15 protein-coding genes are annotated in these 26,675 nt (G+C 51.4%); 10 read left to right on the top strand and 5 right to left on the bottom strand.

The window, feature by feature from the left end:
- Positions 1–836: 836 nt before the first annotated feature.
- On the top strand, positions 837–1,958 hold the full coding sequence (gene glf / locus CRO74_RS14845) for a UDP-galactopyranose mutase (protein WP_097126813.1): 1,122 nt from the start codon (positions 837–839) through the stop codon (positions 1,956–1,958).
- Between the two features lie 90 nt (positions 1,959–2,048).
- Here glf and CRO74_RS14840 read toward each other — a convergent pair whose 3' ends face one another.
- A complete protein-coding gene (locus CRO74_RS14840) occupies positions 2,049–2,456 on the bottom strand; it encodes a response regulator (RefSeq protein WP_097126812.1) in 408 nt (135 codons plus the stop codon).
- A gap of 333 nt (positions 2,457–2,789) precedes the next feature.
- Here CRO74_RS14840 and CRO74_RS14835 point away from each other — a divergent pair, with 333 nt between their 5' ends.
- Together CRO74_RS14835 and CRO74_RS14830 are read left to right on the top strand one after the other, a co-directional pair.
- A complete protein-coding gene (locus CRO74_RS14835) occupies positions 2,790–3,338 on the top strand; it encodes an RNA polymerase sigma factor (RefSeq protein ID WP_097126811.1) in 549 nt (182 codons plus the stop codon).
- Positions 3,339–3,448: 110 nt separating this feature from the next.
- Complete coding sequence (locus CRO74_RS14830; protein ID WP_097126810.1) at positions 3,449–4,450, top strand: type I glyceraldehyde-3-phosphate dehydrogenase; 1,002 nt, start codon at positions 3,449–3,451, stop codon at positions 4,448–4,450.
- 88 nt (positions 4,451–4,538) lie between these two features.
- Here CRO74_RS14830 and CRO74_RS14825 read toward each other — a convergent pair whose 3' ends face one another.
- Positions 4,539–5,669, bottom strand: coding sequence for an LLM class flavin-dependent oxidoreductase (locus CRO74_RS14825; protein ID WP_097127116.1), 1,131 nt, complete (start codon positions 5,667–5,669; stop codon positions 4,539–4,541).
- A gap of 79 nt (positions 5,670–5,748) precedes the next feature.
- On the opposite strand from CRO74_RS14825, the gene CRO74_RS14820 reads away from it, so the two are divergent.
- Positions 5,749–8,658, top strand: a complete 2,910-nt coding sequence (locus tag CRO74_RS14820; protein WP_097126809.1) for a M16 family metallopeptidase — start codon at positions 5,749–5,751, stop codon at positions 8,656–8,658.
- Positions 8,659–8,725: 67 nt separating this feature from the next.
- Here the strand turns inward: CRO74_RS14820 and CRO74_RS14815 are convergent, their stop codons facing one another.
- Positions 8,726–10,009, bottom strand: coding sequence for an APC family permease (locus tag CRO74_RS14815; RefSeq protein ID WP_097126808.1), 1,284 nt, complete (start codon positions 10,007–10,009; stop codon positions 8,726–8,728).
- A gap of 7 nt (positions 10,010–10,016) precedes the next feature.
- A complete protein-coding gene (locus CRO74_RS14810) occupies positions 10,017–11,453 on the bottom strand; it encodes an amino acid permease (RefSeq protein ID WP_097126807.1) in 1,437 nt (478 codons plus the stop codon).
- 217 nt (positions 11,454–11,670) lie between these two features.
- Between CRO74_RS14810 and CRO74_RS14805 the strand changes: the two genes are divergently transcribed.
- The 4 genes from CRO74_RS14805 (at position 11,671) to aspS (ending at position 16,393) form a co-directional block, all read left to right on the top strand.
- Positions 11,671–12,102 carry an RrF2 family transcriptional regulator gene (locus CRO74_RS14805; RefSeq protein WP_097126806.1) on the top strand — a complete coding sequence of 144 codons (432 nt, stop codon included), beginning with the start codon at positions 11,671–11,673 and terminating at the stop codon, positions 12,100–12,102.
- Positions 12,103–12,337: 235 nt separating this feature from the next.
- Entirely contained in the window at positions 12,338–12,679 is a 342-nt protein-coding gene (locus tag CRO74_RS14800) for a hypothetical protein (protein ID WP_097126805.1), read from the top strand.
- Between the two features lie 334 nt (positions 12,680–13,013).
- Positions 13,014–14,489 (top strand): amidohydrolase, encoded by a 1,476-nt coding sequence (locus tag CRO74_RS14795; RefSeq protein ID WP_097126804.1) that lies wholly within the window; start codon positions 13,014–13,016, stop codon positions 14,487–14,489.
- 134 nt (positions 14,490–14,623) lie between these two features.
- Positions 14,624–16,393 (top strand): aspartate--tRNA ligase, encoded by a 1,770-nt coding sequence (gene aspS, locus CRO74_RS14790; protein WP_097126803.1) that lies wholly within the window; start codon positions 14,624–14,626, stop codon positions 16,391–16,393.
- A 109-nt stretch (positions 16,394–16,502) separates the two neighbouring features.
- Here the strand turns inward: aspS and CRO74_RS14785 are convergent, their stop codons facing one another.
- Positions 16,503–17,987 (bottom strand): sulfatase family protein, encoded by a 1,485-nt coding sequence (locus tag CRO74_RS14785; RefSeq protein WP_245877848.1) that lies wholly within the window; start codon positions 17,985–17,987, stop codon positions 16,503–16,505.
- 225 nt (positions 17,988–18,212) lie between these two features.
- Between CRO74_RS14785 and CRO74_RS14780 the strand changes: the two genes are divergently transcribed.
- Positions 18,213–21,185 carry a sialate O-acetylesterase gene (locus CRO74_RS14780; protein ID WP_097126801.1) on the top strand — a complete coding sequence of 991 codons (2,973 nt, stop codon included), beginning with the start codon at positions 18,213–18,215 and terminating at the stop codon, positions 21,183–21,185.
- A gap of 196 nt (positions 21,186–21,381) precedes the next feature.
- Positions 21,382–26,655 (top strand): DUF11 domain-containing protein, encoded by a 5,274-nt coding sequence (locus CRO74_RS14775; RefSeq protein ID WP_097127115.1) that lies wholly within the window; start codon positions 21,382–21,384, stop codon positions 26,653–26,655.
- Positions 26,656–26,675 lie beyond the last annotated feature (20 nt).

Raw genomic sequence — 26,675 nt, 5'->3', positions numbered from 1 at the left:
AAAAAAGCCTGTGTAAATCCGGCAGGGCGTTACGTTTCTAACTAATCCGATTGTACCAAATGCAAACAAAGTACATGGTGCTGCGGACCTCCCCTATCCACCCGATGCCAGGCTCGACTACCTGATGTGGCAACGGAAGCCGGTAGCCAAATATGGGGGCGGTATGTACAAAGTCAACTTTACCCGCTCTCTATTCGAAGAGCCCGATCCGTTTAACCGGTGCCTGGATAGTGCTTTGACCGATAAACAAGCCAAAAACAAACGGAATGTAAGCCGTATACAATGAACCGTTTGCCGTATAGAAAAAAATCTCTTAACAACCAATTAATCAGTTACATACCATAAAGCCGCTTAGTAAGACGGGACCGTTGCCTTATTTTTTCCGGAGATGCCTAAGCCACATTATACCTTTTGTTAGTTAGTATAAATAGTGTGTTTGTAAGCCAGAGATAAAACAGAATGGATGCCACAGCGCGCAATTACCTATAAACGTTGTCATGCTGGTCTCAATTCGTTCTGCGGCATCTCCTTTCAGTTACAAAACTCGGTTAGTGAAGCAACCATTTACCAATTGGACAGTAACATCTGTCTGTCATTTGGTTTGGTTATCCGAGCAAAGCTACCCATTTTTGTACCTGCCTCTACAACCTCTACTTTATTGTACCTGTACCATTTCGATACGAGTATCCACTGACTTTTTTGTCATTGATACGGGTACGCAGCAATCAACTTTCACGTTTCAGCTTGTCTGACAGACGATCATCAGCCAGGTAGTGTACGTAAAGTGCCCGGTTGCTTTACGCTATGTTTCACTTAACGCTTTACGTTTATACTATATGCATTTCGATTATGTCATTGTTGGTGCTGGCTTTGCCGGTAGCGTGTTGGCCGAACGCCTGGCAACGCAGGCTGACAAAAAAATCCTGATTATTGACAAGCGTCCGCACATCGGTGGTAATGCCTATGATTGCCTGAATGAAGATGGCATTCTTATTCACCAGTATGGGCCGCACATTTTCCATACCAACTCCCCCGAGGTTGTTACTTACCTGTCGCAGTTTACCGAGTGGCGGCCTTACGAACACCGGGTGCTGGCCTCAGTAGATGGACAGCTGTTGCCCATTCCGATCAACCTCGATACCGTTAATAAACTATATGGTTTTTCATTTACTTCTGAGGAACTGGCCGACTATTTTGCATCGGTAGGTGAACCCGTAAAGGATATCCGAACCTCCGAAGATGTGGTTGTCAGTCAGGTAGGGCGCGACTTGTACGAGAAGTTTTTCCGGGGCTATACCCGCAAGCAATGGGGCGTCGATCCATCCGAACTCGATAAGATGGTAACCTCCCGCATTCCTACCCGAACCAACCAGGACGACCGCTATTTTACGGATCAGTTCCAGTGTATGCCTTTACATGGCTACACCAAGATGTTCGAGAAAATGGTAGCGCATCCCAACATCCAGCTGATGCTCGGCACCGACTTCAAAGAAGTGAAAGATGAGCTTTCGTACGATGAACTGATTTATACCGGTCCGGTCGATGAGTATTTCGATTACTGTTTTGGCAAACTTCCGTACCGCTCGCTGCGTTTCGATCACCAGACGATCGATGTGGAAGATTACCAGCCAGTTTCGGTGGTTAACTACCCAAACGATCATGCCTATACCCGTATTACGGAGTATAAAAAGCTAACCGGGCAGGAGCATCCAAAGACAAGCATCACGTTCGAATATCCGCAGGATGAGGGCGATCCGTACTATCCGGTTCCAAGACCCGAAAACGCGGCCCTGTACCGCCAGTACAAACAATTGGCCGACGAGCAGAAATCTGTTCATTTTGTTGGACGACTGGGTACCTATCGCTATTATAACATGGATCAGGTAGTGGCTCAGGCGCTTACACTGTATAAGAAGTTAGTGGGTGCCGATTCGTTACAGGAGGCCATAAACTCCTAAGGGGGTAGAGTGGTAACATAATAAAGGGGTGGAGTGGTCAAATGGCCTTACTTCACCCCTTTATTATGTTACCACTCTACCAGAACTTCATTAAACAAAGGCCCGGACAAGCCCCCGTAATTGCTGGAGTTGTTTAGCGTACGTAGTTTCTTTGGGCAGAACCAGTTCGTAGTCTAATTGGGTACATTTTGCTTCGTCGACCGGTTTGAGCGCACTGGTCATGATCACAACCGGCACCGTTTGCCAGACAGGGGATTGCGCTAACCAGGAGAGCGCCACGTAGCCTTTGCGGGCAGCCATGTTCCAGTCCATCAGAATTAATACAGGTTTGGGATAAATACCCGCTTTAAGGGCATCAAGTAAGTCCCCCTTCCGCGTGAAGAAGTAGAGGATGGCTACCGGGCAAACTTCCGCAAATGCCTGTCGGTAAAAATAAAATTCATCATCCGAATCCGTAACGATGAAAATAACCAGCTCTCGTTCAGCCCGCCTATGCATGTATTTTTCAATAAACCCAATCCGTTCAATTAAACCCTAAGCACTTAGATTAGTCTTATAATTTAGCATATAAATTAGATTATGGTCATTAAGTCATTTCTTTAACAAATTACCTGACCAGTAACCTTTTATATTTTCATAATGCATATATCATGCAATCATAGTACATATAAAGGAGATATAAGTTTACGATTTATTACCAAAAACTGCCCAAAAACCGCTATTCATCGAAATTTGTTGTCGTCAGCCAACATTTACACACAAATTCGTGTCATAATAAAAAGTAAATTAACTGCTATCCACAAACGTTAACTTACAAAGTTCACTACATTCATGAAAAGACAACTCAACGACGAAGAATTAATCAGACAACAACTTAGAACTAACCCAACCGCTTGTTTTGAAGCGCTCTACAACCGATACGTGGGTAAGGTCTATAATCGATGCCTTTCGATAACAAAAGACACCGAAAAAGCGGAAGATTTTACGCATGACATTTTCATCCGGACGTTCGCCCGCCTGGATCGTTTTCAGGAACGATCAACTTTCTCCACCTGGCTATATTCCATTGCCTATAACTATTGCATGGACCAGATTAAGTTGTCTAACCGACTACCAGTCAAGTCATTAGATGAAGATGTAACTCATCAGTTTGTGGATATGAATGAGTCGGACCAGTTTGAAGAGCGTGCCTACTACCTTGCCAAAGCATTGAGTAAAATAGCAACCGAAGACGTTACACTTCTGCAAATGAAGTACCAGCAGGGGCTGGATATCAATCAGATTGCCAAAGAGCTCGACTTAAATGTGAGTGCCGTAAAAATGCGACTGAAACGCTCGCGCGAAAAAGTCCGTCGCTTTTACGTTCAAACTGCTTATTAAGATCAGGCAGGCGAACAGGCTTCCGTACGATTCATGATTTTGGTTTTAGCCAAACAACTGCCAGACAAGGTAGTTGTTTGGCTAGAACCAAATCTCTACTCCCGCTTCGTATGGCAACAATCGCTTTGCATGGATTTGGCCGCATTGGCCGACAATTTCTGCGCGTTGGCTTGCAGAATAACTTATTTGTCCCCGTTTCTATTTCCGACATCCGGGACGAGCCCACACTGGCCGCTCTCTTTGCCGTCGACACAAACTACGGTCGCTGGCACGAACCCGTTTCCGGGAGTGAGGGCCAGTTAACCATTGGTGAGCGAACTATTCCGTATATCAATTCATCTAAAGATATACCAGACTGGGCCGCGCTGGGCGTCGACCTCGTAGTTGACTGCACTGGCCGCGCCACTACCCGGGCGGGTGCGCAGGCTCACCTCGACAAAGGTGCCAAATACGTACTCATCAGCGCCCCCAGCAAATCGCTGGACGACTGCGATGCGGTGTTGCTAAAGGGCATAAACCTGGATACCTTCGATCCGGCCAATCACCATATTGTCAGCATGGGGAGTTGCACGACCAATGCCCTGGCGGCCGTTGTAAAGGTTATTCGGGAGAACTTCGGTATTCAGTACGGCCTCTTTTCAACGGTACACTCGTATACCAATACCCAATCACTGACGGACCAGCCCATGAAAGACCGGCGCGATTCGTGGGCCGCAGCCGAAAACATCATTCCATCGTCGTCGGGGGCCGCCAAAACATTACAGTTTATCTGGAGCGATCTTAAAATTACGGGCAAAGCTTACCGGGTACCCACGCGCACCGGCAGCATTGCCGAACTGAACCTCATTACCGAGAAAGACTGTACGGTACAGGAAGTGAATGATGCCTTTCGCAAAGCAGCCTCAGAAGGCCCACTGAAAGGGGTAATGGATACGCTGGAAGACGAATGGTCGTCGGCCCGCATTGTTGCCGATCCCCACTCGTCCATTATTGACTTACCCCTCACGGCTAAAGAAGGTAACCTGTTGTCTGTAGCGGCCTGGTACGACAACGAATGGGGCTTTTCGAACCGGCTAGCCGAAGTAGCCGCTTTCATTGCCGAACGGATTTAACAAACCTATGCCCTCCCGAATGAGTTGACAGGTGCATTTATAAACGCTATATTTTGGAAATATGGCGTTTATAAATGCACCCGTCAACTCATTCGGCCATTACGCTTCTCTGCAAACGAGAGAGCGTCGTTCGGGGTAAATGGGGTAATACCAGCCGGGCAAAATAGTCGGCTTCTTCCATGAGCGGATAGCCCGAGAAGATGAACGCCCGGATGCCCATATCCATGTACCGATTAATTTTTTCGATGATCTGATCGGCACTACCAACCAATGCCCCGCCCGCCCCCGACCGGGCTTTACCAATATCGGTCCAGAGCAGCGGCTCCACATACCCATCGGTGTCGGCAGCTTCGCGCAGTTCGTTTTGCCGCTTCACTCCCAGCGACCACGAACTTTGTGATGACTGTTTCATGGCGGCCCCGCGAACCGGGTCAAACTTCGACATGATGTGCCGGGACCAGGCGCGGGCTTCGGCCTCGGTTTCGCGCACAATGACGTGAATCCGCAAGCCAAAATCGACCTGCCGGCCATAGCGGGCGGCTCGCCCGGCTACGTCCTGCATATTGGCGTACAATAGCTCTTCGGTTTCGGGCCACATCAAAAACACATCGCAGTACCGGGCGCAAACGTCCCGCGCTCCATCCGATGTGCCTCCAAAGTACAGCAATGGACCGCCGTTTTGCTGATAGGGTTTGACCGGGTCGGCGGCCAGACTGATCTTTCCGTACACGGGGCCATCGTGTTCAATGCGATCACCCGTCCAGGCCTGCTTTAAAATCTGAATGGTTTCGGCACAGCGCTGGTAACGAAAGTCGGCGTCTTCACGATAACCGGGCAAATCGGAGTTGATAATGTTGATCGTAAGCCGTCCCTGAAGCATATGATCGAGGGAGGCCAGCGAGCGGGCCAGCATGGGTGGGTGCATTTCCCCACACCGGATGGCGGTGAGCAGGTTAATGTTGTGCAGATCAGGAGCGACACCGGCCGCAAAGGGAATCACCTCCTGCCCGATCATGTACGATGTTGGTAAAAGTAAGTTGGCAAAACCGAGCCGTTCAGCGGTCAGCGCAATGTCGCGGCAGTGGGAAAAGGTGCTGTTGGCAGGGTCACGAACGCTGATGAATTCGGTATCTTCTCCGCAGAGATCAGAAAACCAGGCTACCTCACAAACACGGGCTTTGGTTCGGGTAGAAATGGTCGAAATAGGTTGGGAAAGCATATTCTGGTAACGGAAATCAGGCAATCTGAATTTTAAGATAGTATTTATTTCGTACTTTGTCTGCTTAATAAATCTCTTCATGAACATACGATTGCACATTCTGTTGCCACTGCTCGGCCTTTTTTCTGCTGGCGTGGCCTATTCGCAAACCAAACTCGTCGAAAAAGTAACCCGCAAGGGTAACGAGCTCGTGATCCCCTACGAGAAATATGTACTGCCCAATGGCTTAACGCTGGTCGTTCACGAAGACCACTCCGATCCCGTCGTTCACGTCGATGTAACGTACCACGTGGGTTCGGCCCGCGAAGAGATCGGGAAGTCAGGCTTTGCCCACTTTTTCGAACACATGATGTTTCAGGGCTCCGACCACGTGGCCGACGATGAGCATTTTAAAATCGTGACCGAATCGGGCGGAACGCTCAACGGATCGACCAACCGCGACCGCACGAACTACTACGAAACACTGCCCAGCAACCAGCTCGAACGGGCACTCTGGCTCGAAGCCGACCGCATGGGCTTTCTGCTGGATGCCGTGACCCAGAAGAAATTCGAGATTCAGCGGGCCACCGTTAAAAACGAACGCGGTCAGAACTACGATAACCGACCTTACGGACTGGCCGGTGAGTACGTCGCTAAAAACCTGTATGCCTACGGGCACCCCTACTCCTGGCTCACCATCGGCTACATCGAAGACCTGAACCGGGTGAATGTCAACGATCTCAAAAACTTCTTCCTGCGTTGGTACGGACCCAACAATGCCGTGCTCACAATTGGGGGTGACGTAAACGCCAAACAGGTGGTTGCCCTGACGGAAAAGTACTTTGGCTCGATTCCCCGTGGACCGGAAGTGACCAAAACGCAGGTGCCCACACCCGTAGTGGAAAAGGATCGGTACATTTCGTACGAGGATAACGTACGGTTTCCCATGCTGCAGATGGTGTTCCCAACGGTACCCAACTACCACCCGGACGAAGCTCCGCTCGACGCGCTGGCCGAAATTCTGGGCGGGGGCAAAAACTCACTTTTCTACAAGAATCTGGTAAAAACGCAGTTGGCCGTACAAGCCAATGCCTCACACCCCGCCACCGAACTGGCCGGTCAGTTGGCCATGATCGTGCTGCCATTTCCCGGAAAGAGTCTGGACAGCACCGAAGCCGTTGTTCGCCGGACGCTGGCCGAATTTGAACGCCGGGGCGCCACCGACGATGACATTGCGCAGTTTAGAGCCATCCGCGAAGCCGATCTGATCAACGGCCTGTCGAGCGTATCCGGCAAAGTATCGCAGCTGGCGGCTTTTCAAACCTACCTCGGCAACCCGAACTACCTGCCACAGGAGCTGAAACGCTACACAAGTGTGACAAAAGCCGATGTGATGCGGGTGTTTAGCCAATACGTAAAAGGGAAAAATGCCGTAATCCTGACGGTATACCCCAAAGGCAAACCCGAAATCGTGGCGAAGCCGGATAACTACACCGTATCGACGGCTAACTACAAGGCCCCGGATTATGGCTACAATGGCCTCGCTTACACCAAGCCTAAAGATAGTTTCGATCGGAGCGCCAAACCCGGTCCCGGTGCCAATCCAGCCCTGAAAGTACCGCCGTTCTGGAACGACAAACTGCCCAACGGCATCAAGGTGATTGGCACGCGTAACGACGAAATCCCGGCCATAACGATGCTGTTCACCATCAAGGGCGGGCATTTGCTGGAAGCCAATAACCCGTCGAAAGCAGGGGTGGCGCAACTGATGGCGTCGCTCATGAACGAGGACACGCAGAATTTCACCAGCGAGCAGCTCAATACGAAACTCGAAAAGCTGGGCAGCAGTATCGACATCCGGGCCAATACCGAAGAGATCACCATCTCGGTCGAAGCCCTGATGAAGAATCTGGACTCGACACTGGCCCTGGTTGAAGAGAAACTGCTGCGCCCCAAATTTGCTCAGGATGACTTCGACCGGCTCAAAAAACAACAGTTAGAGCTAATCAGTAACCAGAGCACACAACCGGTTGTGATCGCCAATAAAGCCTACAGCAAGTTGCTTTATGGCTCGGATAACATCCGGTCGGTACCGTTGAGTGGAACCACCAAGACCGTAGAAACCATCACGCTGGACGACGTGAAGGCTTTTTACAAAAATTACCTGTCGCCATCGGTAACCAACATGGTAGTTGTAGGCGATATTGAACAGGCGGCTATCATGCCTAAGCTAGCGTTCTTGTCGAAGTGGGCCGCTAAACCGGTAAAAATACCAACGACGCCAGCCCCTAAAAAAATCGACAAAACCCGTCTTTACCTGATTGATAAAGAGCAGGCGGCCCAGTCGGAAATCCGGATCGGTTACCTCACGAATCTGCCCTACGATGCTACTGGCGACTATTACAAAGCAAGTTTAGCCAACTACATGCTGGGCGGGGCGTTCAGCAGCCGCATCAACATGAATCTGCGCGAAGACAAAGGCTATACCTACGGTGCCCGCTCCGGTTTTTCGAGCACCAACACCCCCGGCCCCTTTACGGCGCAGGCAGGTGTGAAAGCAGCCGCAACGGATAGCTCGGTGGTTGAATTTGTGAAAGAAATGACCAACTACGCCAAGTCGGGCATTACGGATCAGGAACTGTCCTTCGTAAAGAGCTCGCTGGGACAAAGCGATGCGCTGCGTTACGAAACATCGCTACAGAAAGCCTTTTTCCTAAGCCGGATCATCGAGTACAACCTGCCACGTAATTATGTGGAGCAACAGAGCGAAATCCTCCGCAAGATCACTAAAGCCGAAATTGACGCTGTTGCCAAAAAACAACTACCGATCAACAACATGATCATCACGGTCGTCGGCAACAAACAGCTCATCAAACCCGGCCTGGAAAAACTGGGCTACGAACTGATCGAACTGGATAAAGAAGGCAACGTAATGGGAGCATCCACCACCCCGGCCGACATGCCCGCAGGCGGTGCCCCGGCCAAAATGTCGTCGGGTAAGAAGAATTAAAGAGTAAGATTGAACAAACTCAAGAAGGGCGTGCTACGGTTGCAACCGTGGCACGCCCTTCTTGAGTTTAACGAGTCTTCATCCCCAGAAAGATAAGGAGCCCAACACCAGCTGCAATGGCCACATCGCGGGCCTCCCGGCCCGAACTATTGCTTAATAACCAGACGCACAACAGCACCGTAACGCCCGCAACGATAACGCCACCCACCACCCGGAACTGCGCCATCGGCACATCGGTACGCCGACGCAGAACGGGCAGGGCCGCGCTGGTCAGGGCAAAATACGCCAACCGAATCAGGGTGCTTAGCGTGAGCGCGTAGAGGAACGTGCCCGTTACGGCCAGCAGGAGCTGCAAGGTAGCCGTAACGAAAATGGCGATATAGGGCGTACGAAAACGCGGGTGTGTTCGGGCCAGCCAGCCGGGCAGTTGGTTTTGCTCGGCCATGGCAAATAACAGCCGGGGACCGGTCAGCATGAGGGCGTGTAGTGTTCCGAGGGCCGTTAGCAGGGCCACGACCGTGATAAACACAGCCCCGGCCGGACCGATAAACTGACCGGCGGCATCGGCCAGCGGACGCTCCGAATGCGCCAGATCAGGTAACGTGCCAATGCAAACAACCTGCACAGCCATGAACAACACCGCCACCGTACCAATAGATACCAGCAACGACAGGGGCACCGTTCGTTGGGGGTGCTGCACCTCTCCCGACGGAATGGCCGCTACATCGAAACCCGAAAAGGTAAAGATCAGCAACAAAACGGCCTGCGAAAACGATGTATAGTCCGGAAAGCTCGGAAACACAAAGGCGTCCGGATTTATGAAGAAGAGCCCGCCAACGGCAAACGCGCCAATGGCCAGTAACTTACTGACGGTAAACACCGTATTGACCCGCGCCGACCGTTCTACACCGATAAAATTGATACTGCCGAGTACGACAACGATGCCCGTTATCAATGCGGTACGTTCCCAGCCGCTACTCAGCTGAGGGCGAAAAAGCGCGGCATAGCTCACAACCAAATTGCAGATGGAAGCAAAGGCCGCCATGCGGGAGAGCCAGAACAGCCAGCCAACCTGAAAGCCAACCAGCGGCCCAAACGCAACACGGGCGTAGAGATAAGGTCCACCCGTACCACTGAACCGGCTGCTTACTTCTGCAAAACACAGGATAATGAGTGTTACAATGGCGGCACTAACCCCATAAGCCAACAGACTCCAGGTGCTCACCAACCCATAAATTTTGGCGGGTAGACCCAGAATTCCCGCCCCAATCGTGATGTTGATGATTAGCGCAATAAAGTCGAACGGCCGGATAGCCCGGTCTAGGCCCGTTTCGGGGGCGGGTGGAGTCATAGGCGTATCAGCTTGCCCGCAATTTACTCCGCTTTCGGCCATACGAATAATAAATCACCAGGCCAATAGCCAGCCACACCACCAGCCGAAGCCACGTATCTCCGGGTAAGGAAACCATCATGACCATACAGGTAAGAATGCCCAGGATAGGGACTACCGGCACCCAGGGCGTCCGGAAGGATCGGGGAGCATCCGGCTGTTTTTTGCGGAGAATCAGTATACCCAGACACACCATCACGAAAGCCAGCAACGTTCCGATGCTCGTCATTTCGCCCACCACCCGGATCGGTACAAAGCCCGCAAATAGGCCAATGAACACGCACAGCAGCAGGTTTGCTTTCCAGGGTGTTCGGAAACGGGGGTGAATCTCGGAGAACGCTTTGGGCAGCAGACCATCGCGGCTCATCGAGAAAAACACCCGCGACTGACCTAGTAAGTCGACCAGAATGACGGAGGTATACCCGATCAGGATAGCCCCGATAATCAACTGACCCAGCCAGCGATAGGGCGTTTTGGCAATGGCGATGGCTACCGGGGCCGCACTGTTCTTAAACTCGGTGTAATTGGCCATACCCGTCATGACATACCCAAAGAGTACAAACAGCACCGTACAAACCACCAGCGACCCAATGATGCCAATGGGCATGTCGCGCTGGGGATTACGGGACTCCTGGGCCATCGTCGCCACGATATCAAAGCCGATGAATACGAAAAACACAACCCCGGCCCCACGCAGCACCCCACTCCAGCCAAACTCGCCAAAGGTGCCGGTATTTTCAGGGATATACGGCTGATAATTAGCGGGATCGATGTACTGCCAGCCAAGGGCAATAAACACCAGCACCACCAGTACTTTCAGGGTTACCACAATGGAATTGAACAGTGTGGAACCCGACGTTCCCCGGATAATAATCCCGGTGATCAGAACCACAATCAGGACAGCAGGCAGGTTGACGAAGCCCGAAACGGCAGTTCCATCGGCTCCCAGTACCGTTTCGAACGGCGACGCCATGAATCGGGGCGGCAGGTGCAACCCAAAGTAGCTCAGAAACCGGGTTAAATACTGCGACCAGCTGATGGCCACCGTTGCCGCCCCTACCGAATACTCCAGCACCAGATCCCAGCCAATGATCCAGGCAAACAGTTCGCCAAGGGTAGCGTAGGCGTAGGTGTAAGCGCTGCCCGCCACCGGCACCATAGCCGCAAACTCGGCATAGCATAACGCGCTGAACGCACACCCGATGGCAGCTACCACAAACGAAAGAGTTACGGCCGGTCCGGCATGATTGGCAGCCGCCAGCCCGGTCAGTGAAAACAAACCGGCGCCAATAATGACACCGATGCCAATGGCAACCAGATTGTATGCACCAAGGGAACGTTTGAGGGTTGACTCTCCGCTTTGAGCGGCTTCCTGCCGTAAAAGGTCAAGGGATTTTATACGCATAAAGTAAAATTAACAGGCCTCATCGATATCGTTCGTCGATGGGCCGATGGGGGTAGCCACCAACGCTGAATTCAGCAAAAATCGACTTTTACGACAACCCGATGAGTAAAATAACGGTCATAATTTTTATTTTCCAATTTACTACACAAACTTTATAGGACAAACGGACTAGTTGGCCTGCACTATCGGGTATTTCCCCGAAAAAATAAACGTTTCTATGATCTCAAAAAAAGCAAAGTACGCGATTAAGGCGCTCAAAGCATTGACCGAATCTTACGGGGCCGGCCCTATTCTGATTACGGATATTGCCAAACGAGAGAACATTCCGCACAAATTTCTGGAGGGTATTCTTTTAGAAATGCGTAATCATGGCATTCTGCAAAGCCAGAAAGGCAAGGGAGGTGGTTATTTGCTGCGGGTAGACCCGGAACGTATCAACCTGGCTCAGGTAATCCGGATCATCGATGGGCCTATTGCTCCTACCCCCTGCGTTTCTCTGAACTTCTACGTGCGTTGCGACGATTGCACCGATGAAGAGACCTGTTCGATTCGCCCAATCATGCTCCGGGTTCGTGATGCAAATTTGGCCGTATATGAGAAAACAACGATACAGATGCTGGTGGACAAAACTAAACAACCCATCTCATAGACCTTAACGGCTCTGGCAGGATAACCAGGGTGTGGTGTCTTCCTGCCAAGCCGCTTTACATCACAAAAATTTGTTACCGAAAATAAGTAACAGTATTATTAACTTACCACTTAGTAGATACCTAAGCGCCAAAATAGAAAACTACTATACAAATAATACAAATTGAGCCCAAATACCTGTTTATTTGTACTTCAACACAAACTCATCTACTATCCATATCTACTGTACTGAGTATATGACCAGAGAAAGCTTTAACCAGTTATTTAATGAGTACCGTCAGCAAGTAGTTGAGGCAAGTACTGCCGCTGTGCAGGCAAATTCTCCCAATAAAAACCCTGACTGGTTGACTGTGCTTCAGCGCCATGTTCAGGAATGGAAGCAGCACTATGGTTCAGAAAGTCAGGCAATCCAGGCAATAAAAACCAGGCACATGTATAGCCAGTTCGTGAATTCTGACAAATCGATAGGCGTAGAGCAGGAGATCTCAGAAGTAACGAAATTATTCCAGCTCAAACGGGAAACAATCTGGATACGCCAGCAACATGAGTTGAGTAAGCTCGGCATATCAATGGGTTAATCCCGTTGGTAGTGGTTGCTTATCAGGTTTAATTTGGTTACGTCTACATTCGCCATTCCATTTTTCTTCTGCCACGAGGCAACCTTCCTGAACTCCGGTTATAAAACAGGCATTCTACTCTGTTATATAGCCGTTTTTTTTGCTTACTACCTCTCTCCCAGAATCCGGCTTCGCATTCGTACGTTACCCACTGCCGTTCGCAAATGCAATCTGCTGAAGTCTTAATTCAGCACTAATGAGCGGGTACGTATAACATTGTCCCGGCAGGATTGCCGGACTTGTGTTTTTCCCCTATTTTTATCGGTTGTCACTCCCTATTAGTGAATACACCCGTATGAAAACACAACTCCTTACAGCAGCACTGCTACTGCCTGTGCTGGTTTTTGCCCAATCCGGCCGAAACAAAAAAACTTCCGCAGCCGCCGGACCCGACAAAGACAAGCAGGCCATCCTTGCCGATCTGGACAAGCGCTCGCCCGAATACGCTGGCATCTCCAAAAAAATCTGGGACTTTGCCGAGCTGGGCTACATGGAAGAAAAAAGCTCAAAACTACTGGAAGAACAACTCGTAAAAGAAGGCTTCGACGTAAAAACGGGCGTGGCCGGCATTCCAACGGCGTTTGTGGCCACTTACGGCTCCGGCAAGCCTGTTATCGGGATTCTGGGTGAGTATGATGCCCTGCCCGGCCTCGCCACCGAAGCCAAACCCGACTTTACCCCCATTCAGGGACAGCGGGGCGGGCATGGTTGTGGTCATAATCTGTTCGGCACAGCGTCGATGGCCGCTGCGGTCGAAATAAAAGACTGGCTCAAGTCATCCGGTCATTCGGGAACGATCAAGATTTATGGTTGCCCCGCCGAAGAAGGGGGTGCGGGTAAGGTGTACATGGTGCGCGAAGGCCTGTTCAACGATGTCGATGTGGTATTGCACTGGCACCCCGGTTCGCAGAATGCCGCCGATGCCGGAACATCGCTGGCGAATAAGAACGCTAAATTCCGTTTCCGGGGAATAGCCGCCCACGCAGCTGCTTCGCCCGAACGGGGCCGGTCGGCGCTGGATGGCGTCGAATCCATGAACTACATGGTCAACATGATGCGCGAACACATTCCGCAGGATACCCGCATTCACTACGTGATTACCAAAGGGGGCGACGCCCCGAACGTGGTGCCCGCCTTTGCCGAAGTGTATTATTACGCCCGGCATAAAGACCGCGACATTCTGCAAAGTGTCTGGAAACGGATCGAGAATGCGGCCGAAGGGGCTGCCAAAGGCACCGGTACCAAAGTGGAGTGGGAAGTGCTGGGCGGTGTCTTTAACCTGCTGCCCAACGTAACGCTGGCCGAAGTGATGCACCAGAACCTGAAAACCGTGGGCGGTGTCACGTACACACCCGAAGAAACCGCCTTCGCCGAAAAAATCAGCGAAACCTTTGGCGAGCAGAAAGTACCCATTACCAATGCGGCCCTGGTGAAAGATTTTCGGGATGCATCCGAAAGTGCCACCAGTGGCGGCTCTACCGACGTGGGTGATGTAAGCTGGACGGTGCCAACCGTTGGCCTCTCGACGGCCACCTGGGTGCCGGGCTCATCGGCCCACAGCTGGCAGTCGACGGCGGCTAGTGGCATGAGCATTGGCCAGAAAGGCATGATCGTAGCTGCCAAAACGCTGGCCCTAACGGCGCTGGATTTGTATAAATCGCCCGCTCTCATTGAGAAGGCCCGCGCCGAGTGGATTCAGAAACGCGGAGCCAACTTCAAATACGAAGCCCTGCTCGGCGATCGAAAACCAGCATTGGATTACCGGAAGTGAGTTGGTACCTTTGCGGTTTATAAAAAAACTGTTACACAGAGATGCACCAAGAATAAAAGAGATACGCAGAGTTCTTAGTGTATCTCTTTTATTCTTGGTGCATCTCTGTGTAACAGGCCTTTACCTACGAAACCATGCTTCGGACGCACACCTGCGGAGAACTCCGCCTTACCGACCACAACACCACAGCAACCCTTTGCGGTTGGGTTCAAACCATCCGCGACAAAGGCGGTGTTCTATGGATTGACCTCCGTGACCGTTACGGAATTACCCAACTTTTGCTCGAAGACGGACAAACAGCCCCTGAATTGTTTACCACGGCCCGCTCACTCGGCCGCGAATTTGTGGTGAAAGCAACGGGTACGGTTATCGAACGAAAATCGAAGAACCCGAATATTCCAACCGGCGATGTTGAGCTGAAGGTAACCTCGCTGGAAGTATTGAACCCTGCCAAACTGCCGCCTTTCCTGATCGAAGACGAGACCGACGGGGGCGATGACCTTCGCATGAAATACCGGTATCTTGATCTACGCCGGAATCCCGTTCGTAAGAGTCTTGAACTGCGTCACCGCATGGCCCAGCAAACGCGGGTATACATGGATGGGCAGGACTTCATTGAAGTCGAGACGCCCGTTCTGATCAAATCGACGCCCGAAGGTGCAAGGGATTTTGTGGTACCCAGCCGCATGAACCCCGGCGAATTTTATGCCCTCCCGCAGTCGCCACAGACCTTTAAGCAGTTACTGATGGTATCGGGTTTTGACCGCTATTACCAGATCGTCAAATGTTTCCGGGACGAGGACCTTCGCGCCGACCGCCAGCCGGAGTTCACACAAATCGACTGCGAGATGTCGTTTGTGGAGCAGGAAGATATTCTGAATATGTTTGAAGGGCTGGTTCGCCACCTGTTCAAAGCCGTTAAGGGTATAGACATGGCCACGGTGCCTCGTATGACCTACGCCGACGCGATGAAGTTTTACGGTTCCGACAAGCCCGATACGCGCTTTGGCATGGAGTTCGTGGAGCTGAAAGGTACTTTCGACACCGTCGATATGACCTCGGGCAAAGGCTTCGGCGTATTTGACTCGGCCGAACTGGTTGTAGGCATCAACGCCACCGGTTGTGCGTATTACACCCGCAAACAACTCGACGAACTCACCGACTGGATCAAACGCCCGCAGATTGGTGCCAAAGGTCTGATCTATGTTCGGTATAATGAAGATGGTACTCTTAAATCGTCCGTCGACAAGTTCTATTCCGAGACTGAACTGAAAGCCTGGGCCGCTCACTTCGGCGCGAAGCCCGGCGATCTGATGCTGATCCTTTCGGGCGATTGTGCGAAAGCCCGCAAACAACTGAGCGAACTGCGCCTGGAAATGGGCAGCCGCCTGGGCCTGCGCGACCCGAACGTGTTCAGTACGTTATGGGTACTCGACTTCCCACTACTGGAGTTTGGCGAAGAGGAAAATCGCTGGTTTGCCATGCACCACCCGTTCACATCGCCCAAGCCGGAAGACATTCCACTGCTGGATACCGATCTGGGTGCCGTTCGGGCAAATGCTTATGACCTGGTCATCAATGGTACGGAAGTGGGTGGTGGTTCGATCCGGATTTTCAACCGCGATTTACAGGCCCGCATGTTCAGCATTCTGGGTTTCTCGGACGAAGAGGCCAAAGCTCAGTTCGGCTTCCTGATGGACGCCTTCGAATTTGGTGCTCCTCCGCACGGCGGCATTGCCTTCGGTTTCGACCGGCTGTGTTCGCTCTTTGGCGGGGCCGACTCTATCCGCGATTTTATCGCTTTCCCGAAAAACAATTCGGGCCGTGATGTCATGATCGATTCGCCCTCCGCCATTTCACAGGCGCAGTTGAACGAGCTGAAAATTGCGACGATAGCGAAATAGTTTCTTTTAACCACAGAGCGGTGCGCCGTTGCGACACAAAGGCCACAGAGAAATAGTCCTCTGTGGCCTTTGTGTCGCAACGGCGCACCGCTCTGTGGTTAAACCCCTTTTATTTATTCATCCACGGGTCATGCGTTTGTTGCTGAAACTGCCTGATTTTGGTTTGCATCCGGGTTACTACGTCCCGATAACGCGGATTGGTTGCCAGATTTTTTACTTCGTCGGGGTCGGTTTGCAGATCGTATAATTCGAACGGCGGGCGATGCAGATAGGCCTTTACCGTTCGTTTACCATATAGGTTCTGCTTCGTCCGCAGAATATCCTGCCACGTAAACGAGTGGTATAAATCCAGCGCCATAGGAAAGGGTAACTGATGGGCAATGTTATAAATCAGCTTGTACCGCCGTTCCCGAACCACCCGCATCGGGTAGTACATAGTTACCTCGTGCAGCGAGTGCGAGGCATACACTTCATCCCAACCCGTTACATTTTCCTGCTCAATAATGTCCTTAAAAGAACGCCCGTGCTTTGGTGAACTGCCGGTCCATACACCGGCAAAGTCCAAAAGTGTAGGCGTTACGTCGGCCCAGGAAATCATGGCATCCTGGACAAATCCCCGTTTTTTGGGTTTGGGTAATTTAACGATGCACGGCAACCGCATCCCCGGTTCGTACAAGGTTGTTTTAGCTCCCGGAAAAGGCGCACCGTTGTCTGACAGATACACGATCAGGGTATTATCATACTGCCCGGTGTCTTTCAGGTAGTCCATCAGGCGACCTACACCCGCATCCAGCCGACTAATGGATTCATAGTACTGTGCCAGTTCGGCCCGGCACGCTTTCGTATCGGGTAAGTAAGCGGGTACGCGCACGTCGCGAGGCTGGTAGAAATGATCGCCCACCTGCGGATACCCGCCCGGCCGATTCCCGAATGCATTTGGTTTGGTGCCATCAAAAACCGGCGATCCATCGGGAGCTACCGTATTGCTGCGGTGCGGATCGTCGGTAGCAAAATACAGAAAAAAGGGCTGAGCCTTAACCTCCAGAAACGGGTAGCAGAAGCGCGCCATTTCGACCGGGCTGCGGCCAACAGAGGCCGGGTCATTGACACTGCCCCCCTTCAGTACCTGCTGAAAATGGTAGACCTTCTCCGGCGCTACGTGTAGTTTTCCAATGCGGGCAGTACGGTATCCGGCTTTTTCGAGGAGCACCGGCAACGATCGAACAGTGTCAAAGGATGCGAAATGATGTTCCTGATGCTCAAGCCCGTACATACCGTTCGTATGGTTTTGAAGGCCAGTCAGCAACACCGACCGGCTGGGACTGCAACTAGCCGTTGTACAAAATGCATGTGAAAAGCGAACCCCATCGGCGGCTAACTGATCGATGTGCGATGTTTTAATGCCGGGCGCTCCATAGCAGCCCACAACCTCCCGACCATGATCGTCGGCAACGATCAAAACAATATTCGGGCGGCTATCGACTACTGTTGGTTCCAGCCCGGAACCACAGGTCGACCAATGCGATTGAACACGATCGGGTTCTATGTATCCTACCCAAAGCACGAGCAAAATGCTCGCTGATACTATCTTCAATTCTGTACCCATATTAAAGCAATCATGTATTCTTTAATGAATAATTAATAACTGTCAGGTTATCGTTTAATATATTTATGAAAGTTTAATCATTTTTTATAAACCAAATTATAATTTATAAAGACTAAAGCTAACCTGTGCAACAGCAGGATTTTCACAGAAGCGATATTAGGCAGACTTTTTGCTACAATTTACACGATCTCTATAACAGTTAAACTTCCATTTATGCCATTTCCTTTCCGATGGATTGGGGTTATTGTCTTACAATTTTTCTCTGGTCTGGCCTTCTCTCAACTTACCATTACCAGCCCTGTACCAAGAATGGTCTTCCAGCGCAATTTAGCCAATGAAGCCAATGTAGCTATAACCGGAATTTCCTCTTCGTCAGCAGTAACTATCGAAGCCCGTTTCGTTCCAATGGCCGTTGGGCAGGGAAACGTTACGAACTGGACACCCCTTAAATTTCTCCCCCAGTCGACGGCCTTTTATGGGCAGGTAACCGTATCGGCAGGCTGGTATCGACTGGATGTGCGGTCCAGATCAGGAACAACCATTCTCAACCAAACACAGATCAATCGCGTAGGCGTAGGCGAAGTATTTATTATTGCCGGGCAATCAAATGCCGATGGTGGGTTTGAACGGGTGCCCAATGCTGCTGATGACCGGGTTATGTGTGTCGACTTCCGGCAGGACAGCCTTAGCGAACAGTTGCTCCCCTTGCAATTTAGCCACGTTAGTTACGGTACTAACATTGGGCCTAGCCAGCCACCCCATATTTACGGCATCCTGGGCGATAAGCTCGCCCAGCGACTAAACGTCCCTATTCTGTTTTTAGGTGCTGCCCTGGGTGGTACCAGCAGCAACGACTGGCGGCAATCAGCGGGCGGCAATATGGGTAACAGTCGTAATTCTGCCGTTTATCGACGAATGGGGGCCGTTTTGCTCCATTACGTTACCCGAACAGGAGCCCGTGCTGTTCTCTGGCATCAGGGAGAAAGTGACCTGCACACCTCAATGCAAACGTATTACAACAACATCAATTATGTTATTGAAAAAAGTCGGCAGCAGCTTGGCGGGAGACCCCTGGCCTGGGCTGTTTCACGGGTAAGCTATTTTTTCGGACAAACCAATCCATCTGTTATCGCGGCACAGAACCAGCTCATCAGCAGCGTGTTTAACGTCTTTGCGGGACCCGCTACCGATGGCATCACCGGTTCCGACAACCGGAATGATGACTTACACTTTAGCGGTAATGGACTCTTTCGTTTTGCCAGTGCCTGGGATGAAAGCCTGACGGCCTCCTTTTTTCAAACGGCACTTCCCGTTATGCCAAGCGATTCCGCATCGCTGATTACAAGCGGTTACACCATACCCCTTACCCGCCGACCGGGTGAGACGGTGGGAGTAGCTTCGGTCCGCAGTGATGCGCATGAATCGGACAATAAGTATGTGGCTCAGATTATTCGCGCCAGCGATGGGGCGCTGATGTACGAATCCAGCCCAAGTACGGATAATCCGATTCCCGTTGTGTTACCCTTCACACTGGCCAACGGGTCGTATCGCCTGCGTACCCGTTCTACTCACCCTGCTATTCTGGGCACTCCGGGCGAACCGTTTGCGGTGCAGCAGGATGCCACCCCCCAGCCTCAGCCACCGATGCTGCGACTGCCGGTCAGCGGAGGCACGGCCGATACAACCATCAGGCGTTTCGGGTACCGTTTTGAATCAGGTGCTCATGCCTTTTTTGGGCTGATTCAGGCTAGTTCGCCGGTAGAAGTCCGGCTGGAAAGTCTGGATGGCAGCGGCTTCAACGATTCCAACTGGCACCTGGCACCGCCCAGCTCGCAAGCACCTGACTATGACCCCTTTGCCGACTTCAATTACATACGGCTCTACATGCCTATTTCGGGTGGTGTTGGCGGTGTTATTCCGGGTCGGTATCGTTTTTCAGTCCGGCGGCAGGGCAGTACCGGGCCGGGCTTGTGGTTTGAAACGACCTTACTCGACGGCCGAAACATTCTATACTATCCCATGGAACCCATCGGTGCTGTGCCGCCGGTGCTTACCATCACTAACTCGGTAGCCCCCTGCCAGGTTAACTCCTTTGCCGTGGCCGTCGACGTAGCCGAAAGTGCCGTTAAAACGGACAACGTATTCAGTGTCAAACTATCCGCTGCCAATGGCTCGTTTGCCAATGAAACTACCATCGGCAGCGGTACAACCAGCCCCATTTCGGTTAGTTTATCGCCAACAATTCCGGCAGGAGCCAATTACCGTATTCGGGTCGTTGCCAGTAATCCGGCAGTGGCCAGTGCCCCCAGTCAATCCTTTTCCATTTGCGCCGGGGCCGATCTATCCATGAACATGGTTATCAGTAACCGGACACTGGAAACCAGCCAGCCCGTTACGCTGACGGTGGTACTTGCCAACGCAGGCCCGATGGATGCGACCAATGTGCAGGCAAGCAGCATACTCCCCGATGGGATGGATTTTGTGGATGCGGCCTCGGGAGCCATCAGCGCGGCCGCGAAAACCGTATCCATCAATGCCGGTGACCTGCTCAATGGAGCCAGCAAATCGTTTGTCTTCCGGATTAAGGCCAGTAAAACCGGTACCTTTTTTACGTCTGCCCAAATTACCGCCAGTAATCAATTCGACCCCGACAGCCAGCCTAATTCGGGTACGGGAAGTGGGCAGGATGACGAGGCTACGGTCGACTTCCGCACGCCCAACTCCGGCACGTTCATTAGTGTATCCCCCAATCCCGGTCAGGTGCCACTACCCCCGGTTCAATCCAGCCAGCCGCCAACAGATGCCACCAAGGCCGATTTGAGCCTGGCTATTGCTACGAATACGCTGGTAGTTTCTGCCAATCAGACCATCGATATACCCCTGGCCGTCCGTAACTCGGGCGGGGCAGGTGCCACGAACGTATCGGTACAGGCCCTTTTGCCTACGGGCTGGCAATTGACCACAACAACGGGGCTGACGGTCAATGGGCAAACCGTAACGGGTTCCATCGGGTCCATTGCCGTTGGCAGTACGGGGACACTGGTGCTGTCGGTAAAGGTAGGTCAGGCCGGTACGCTGCAAGCGCAGGTAGCGGGTGCCTCACCCGCTGATCCCGATTCGACACCGGCCAACGGCTATAACAAAGGTGAAGACGATGAGGCCCGGTTAAGTCTGCGGGTTAAATAACCCTCATCTGTTACCAGGATCATTGACTGGCCGTCGCCCGACTGCCGCCCCAACTCAGGCACCGACTACGAGCGGGATAGCGTTTCTCAAGTGAACAAAATATAGGTAAACGAAAACAGGTAAAAAGGCACAAATATTGCTTCATAATACGGGTGTTCTGTATACAAATGCAGACGACATTCGTAACCTGTCTTCCATGCCTATTCGTACCCTTTGCCGATTTCTGGTGAATTGGGCTCTGCTCAGCTCCCCCTTATTTAGTTATGCTCAAAATCAGCCTGGCCCCGCTCCACAACAGGACACCCTCCGGCGAATGGCTGAAGAGGAACAGCGACGACTGATGGACCCGGCTACGGGCACTGTTCCTTACGAACGACTCGACGAAGCCCGGCGGCAACTCAATAAACAGTCAGTAACCAGCAACGGTGCACCGGTTGCGCAAAGCGGCATTCCCAACGTAACCTGGCAGGAACGAGGCCCCAGCAACGTGGGGGGCCGTACCCGTGCGCTACTGTTCGACCCCAACGACCCGACGCGTAAGAAAGTATGGGCGGGTAGTTTGGCCGGGGGGCTTTGGTACACCAACGACATCACCGATGCGAACGCGGGTTGGACGCCCGTCAGCGATACCTGGGAAAACATGGTGGTAACATCCATTGCAGCCGACCCATCGAACCCACAGGTGATGTATGCCGGAACTGGTGAAATTACGGACTTTGCCATGACGAAGCCTGGGGGAGGAATATGGAAAACAACGAACGGAGGTACGAGCTGGGTACGATTGTCAAGCACCATTCCATCAGGTGTCGACCAAACCATCAGCAACACATTTCTGTACGTACAGAAAATAGCGGTCAGTCAAACCGGCACTATTTTTTGCGCTACCCAATATGGGATTGTCAAATCGGTTGATGGAGGTAGTAACTGGACGTTCGTCTTAGACCCTGGCCAAGCTATTGGCACTACGCAACCGGCTGACTATAACTCTCAGGCGAATCATGCCTCTGATATCGAAATAGCTAATGATGGCACTATCTATGCAGCCTTTACGGGTGGACTGATCTTTAAGTCTACGAACCAGTCCGGAACCTCATGGACTACCCTTTTACCATTTATTCAAGGTCAGGACGGTCATTCTAACAGAACCGAGCTAGCCTTGGCCTATTCTACACAGGGCACTACACAAACCGTATATGCGGTGGCTTCTGAGTATGATGTCTATCTCTTTAAGAAAAGTACAAATGGGGGGACCACATGGACTGACTTACCAATACCTGCCTATACAACTAACAATTCATTTGTTAAGTATAGAGGCTGGTACAGTTTATCGTTGATTGTCGATCCAGGTAATAAAGATATCGTTTTTTTAGGGGGCCATGAATGGGGGCGTTCAATCGACGGTGGACTGAGTTGGCAGTTTCCCTTTGTCAGCTCTCCGCTTATATACTACCAGCAGGGAATTGTCTTTAGACCGGGAACAAATCAGGCCGTTTTTAGTCATGACAGGGGCGTTACCTTTTCGCCGGATTGGCTGATCAGTACGCAAATCTCACCCACATTAATCGAACGAAATAAAGGATTACGGGTAGACGAGGTATTAACGGTCTCGCTGGAGAACATCAAAAATAGTGAGCAGATGCTTAGCGACGTTCGCAGTGCCGGTGTGTACAAGACATCGGTTACAGGTTCCGGTAATTTTCTTGAGCAAGCCGAACCAGATCAATATGGGTATTATTGTCAAATTGACCAAGACCAGCCGAACCTTAAGATTGCAAACATCGGGTTTGCTGGCTATTCTTTATATGATGCAACTGATAATGCCACTTCGCTTGGTGGTAGACCCGTTCGGTTCGATACAAACAACACATTCTTTGTCGCCGATTATGATAGTGATAACAACCGTTTTTTCACTCTCCACTTACAAAACAGCACATATCATATTCGGGTAGTATCGAATGTTGGGAGTGGCCAACAAGTAACCAATAACGTTCAAGTCGATTTGCTACCAGGCCTTTTAACCCCAACGAGCGCCAAGCTCAGCCAAAATAAGCAAGACCTATTTCTAGGCTCTATAGTTGGAGGAATATTGAAAGTACAGAATATAGCCCAGCTATCTGGTAATCAATCCAGTAAACTACCAAATCCTGTTTCATACACCCCCGGTATTGTCACCAGTATTGATCTGGCAGCTAACGATCAGAAAATGTTAGTCACCTATAGTAGCAGCCTGAGTGTTATATCCGTTGGGTATTCTCCAGATGGCGGACAGACCTGGATTAGTAAGGATGAACCAGGTCATGGGCTCCCTAATACAACCGTCAATTGGGGCATTTTCAACCCATCAAACCCCAGTCAGGTCATGCTAGCTACGGATATGGGCGTTTATCTGACGAACGATATTACAGCCAACAATCCTCTCTGGCAGAAAGTAACAACGAACCTACCGGCTGTTCCCTGCAAAAAACTAACCTACCGCCCTGCCGATGGGCGCGTTGCCGTGGCCACTCATGGACGTGGCGTCTGGACAACAGACGCCTGGGCACCTACGCCAACTATAACCCTGACTGGTGTCTCGAACGCTACACTATGCGCGGGTAATACGTTTACCATTTCGTTCAGTACGGCAGGCCCCGCATTTAATACAGGCAATACGTTTGAGGTTTGGCTATCCGATAGCACAGGCAGCTTTGCTAACAAACTAAAAATTGGCAGTGGCACGACAAGCCCTATTTCGGTGACCTTACCAAGTGGGTATTATGATGCCCTACCCTATAGCAAAAATTATCGCCTTAAGGTGACGGCTCCTAGTATCGAAATTGAAAGTAATTTGAGTGCACCAATAATTATTGGAAATCTCGGCTATGCTTTTATTACAGATAGAGTAGGAAATAGTAACGGGTCAATTTGTCCTGACAGTCGAATCTTATTAACTATTGAGCCCCTGAATTTAGGATTCAGTTTAGTTGCTGCCGAAAGTTATCAGTGGCTATTGGATGGCACCCCTATAGTAGGTGAAACCTCACTGACTATATCAACGCAACAGGCGGGTGATTACCAGGCAATTATTCAACAGGCGGGTTGCACAGTTCGTAGCTATGCATATCGGCTTTCGGTTTCAAATGTCACATCCGCCCATGTAATCTCGCTCGTGGGTAACACACCTCAATGCGATGATCGACCGCAAACGTTAAATTCGAGCTATTTGGGTGAAACGGCCACTTATCAATGGACACGTGATGGTATCAATATAATTGGAGCCACATCCAGTACCCTTTCAACTACTCAGTCGGGTGCTTATAGCATCCAAATCACGGATGGCGACTGCTCCATAACGTCTTCAACTCAGCAACTCTCATTTGGCCGCTCACTTTTTGCTCGGGCACTTCTCAACAGTATTGACTCTCTACTGTGTCCTACTCCCCCATTTTATAGATATATGACTGCGGAGCAGATTTCATTCGATCAACTAGCTAATGGTACCTATAGTATTCAATGGTATCGCGATAATGTTTTACAAACAGGATTTACCAATCTTGGTTACTACGCTTTTCAACCAGGCACCTACACATTTGAATTAAAACAAGGAAGTTGTGTAACACGTAGTAACACAATAGTGATTGATCAAGGCGCACCAGCCCCACAAACCATCATGAACTTTTTCATAAATAAAACAGCCTGCCTGGGTGAAACACGGACCATGTATGTTTCAGACAACAATAATTATAATAGTTATCAGTGGCAAAAAGATGGCATAGACATCCCAGGAGCAACAGGCGACTATTACACGGCTCAGTCGTCAGGATCATACACTGTTCGAATTCAAACAGCAGGAAACTGTCAGGCTACTTCACTACCCGTATCGCTTACGTTCAGCAATACAATTCAACCTGTTGTTTATTACAACGGCCCTTCAGCAGAATCTTGTTCAGGAACCTTTCTTTATGCCAATGACCCATATCAATTAACTAGTTATCAATACCAGTGGATAAGAGATGGAGCGAAAATTAGCGGAGCAACTAGTTCCAATTTTTATGCTGGCCAATCCGGAGTTTACTCTGTTCAAGTTACCGATGGCGCATGTTCAGGTATGTCGAAGGATATCTATGTCAGCACTATGCAAGAAGCCAAACCTGTTATTTCTAAAAACCGATCAAACTCTCAGTTATGCGCAAACAACTCATTTCAGCTAACGGCGAAGTATAACAACGGTAGTTTACAATGGAAACGCAATGGTGTTGTCATTTCAGGAGCAACAGGTGAAACTTTCTATGCTACCCAATCCGGTATCTACTCCGTTGTCGTCCAGGATGGCTCCTGCTCGGCCGAATCCGACCCCGTCGAGGTAAAAATCGGGGAAGCAACCACCGCTACCCTGTCCGGCAACGCCCTCATCACCGCCGGACAGGCCACCAAACTGCCCATTACCTTCACTGGACCCGCCCCCTGGTCGGTTTCCCTGACCAACGGCCAGTCTATAACAGCTACCTACCAGAATCCGGCCTTCATCACCGTCGCCCCCACCAGTAACACCACCTACCAACTGGCATCGGTTATCAATGCCTGTGGCACCGGCATCACCTCGGGGCAGGCCAGCGTTTCGGTCGGTACCGGCAGCGCCGATGTGGCACTCAACATGGCCGTCAGCAACCGCTCCCCCAAGGTCGGCGATCTGGTCAGCTATACCCTTTCTGCCGCCAACGCCGGACCCGATAACGCCCAGGGCATCCAGCTTAGTAGCCTGCTGCCCAACGGACTTTCCTTCGTGAGTAGTGCCTCACCCGGCGTGAGTGTCACCAACGGGATAGTCAGTGCCACACTGGGGACCATCCCCGCCAACAGCCAAAGCGCCATCAGCTTCCTGGCCACACCCACCCTGCCCGGCACCTTTGCCACGGCGGCCCAGATCACCGCCAGCCTAACCCCCGACCCCGACAGCCAGCCCAACTCGGGCACCGGCGATGGTCAGGATGACGCCGTCATGGTCGATCTGCGCACCACCAGCTCGGGAGCCTTTACCAGTTCGGACAATCCGAACCAGCTTCCCCTGCCCGTCGTCTCGACCAGTCAACCCGCCACCGACCCCAACACCGCCGACCTGAGTCTGAGCCTGCGTGTCGACAAGCTCACCCTAACCACCACCGACATTCTCAGCACCAGCATAACGGTTAGCAACCGGGGCGGTGCCTCGGTGGCTTCGATCATTGTGGAGCTGGTGCTGCCCAACGGCACAGCCTCCCCGGCTAGCCAGGTGAACTGGGTAGGGGTGAGTGGGCAAGTTTACAAGGGGTACATCAACCAGTTGGCCGCGGGTCAGTCGGCGACGCTGGTGCTGAGGTGGCAGGCTACGGGCAGCGGCACGCTGAAAGCCCAGGTGCTGGATGTGAGTGAGGCCGATTCGGACTCGACACCGGGCAACGGCTATAGTAAAGGCGAAGACGATGAGGCCCGGTTAAGTCTGCGGGTTAAATAACCCTCGTCTGTTACCAGGAT

Source organism: Spirosoma fluviale (genome assembly GCF_900230225.1).
GTDB lineage: Bacteria > Bacteroidota > Bacteroidia > Cytophagales > Spirosomataceae > Spirosoma > Spirosoma fluviale.
Note: the sequence above shows the minus strand (reverse complement) of the source record. Positions and strands in the feature narration are given on the sequence as shown.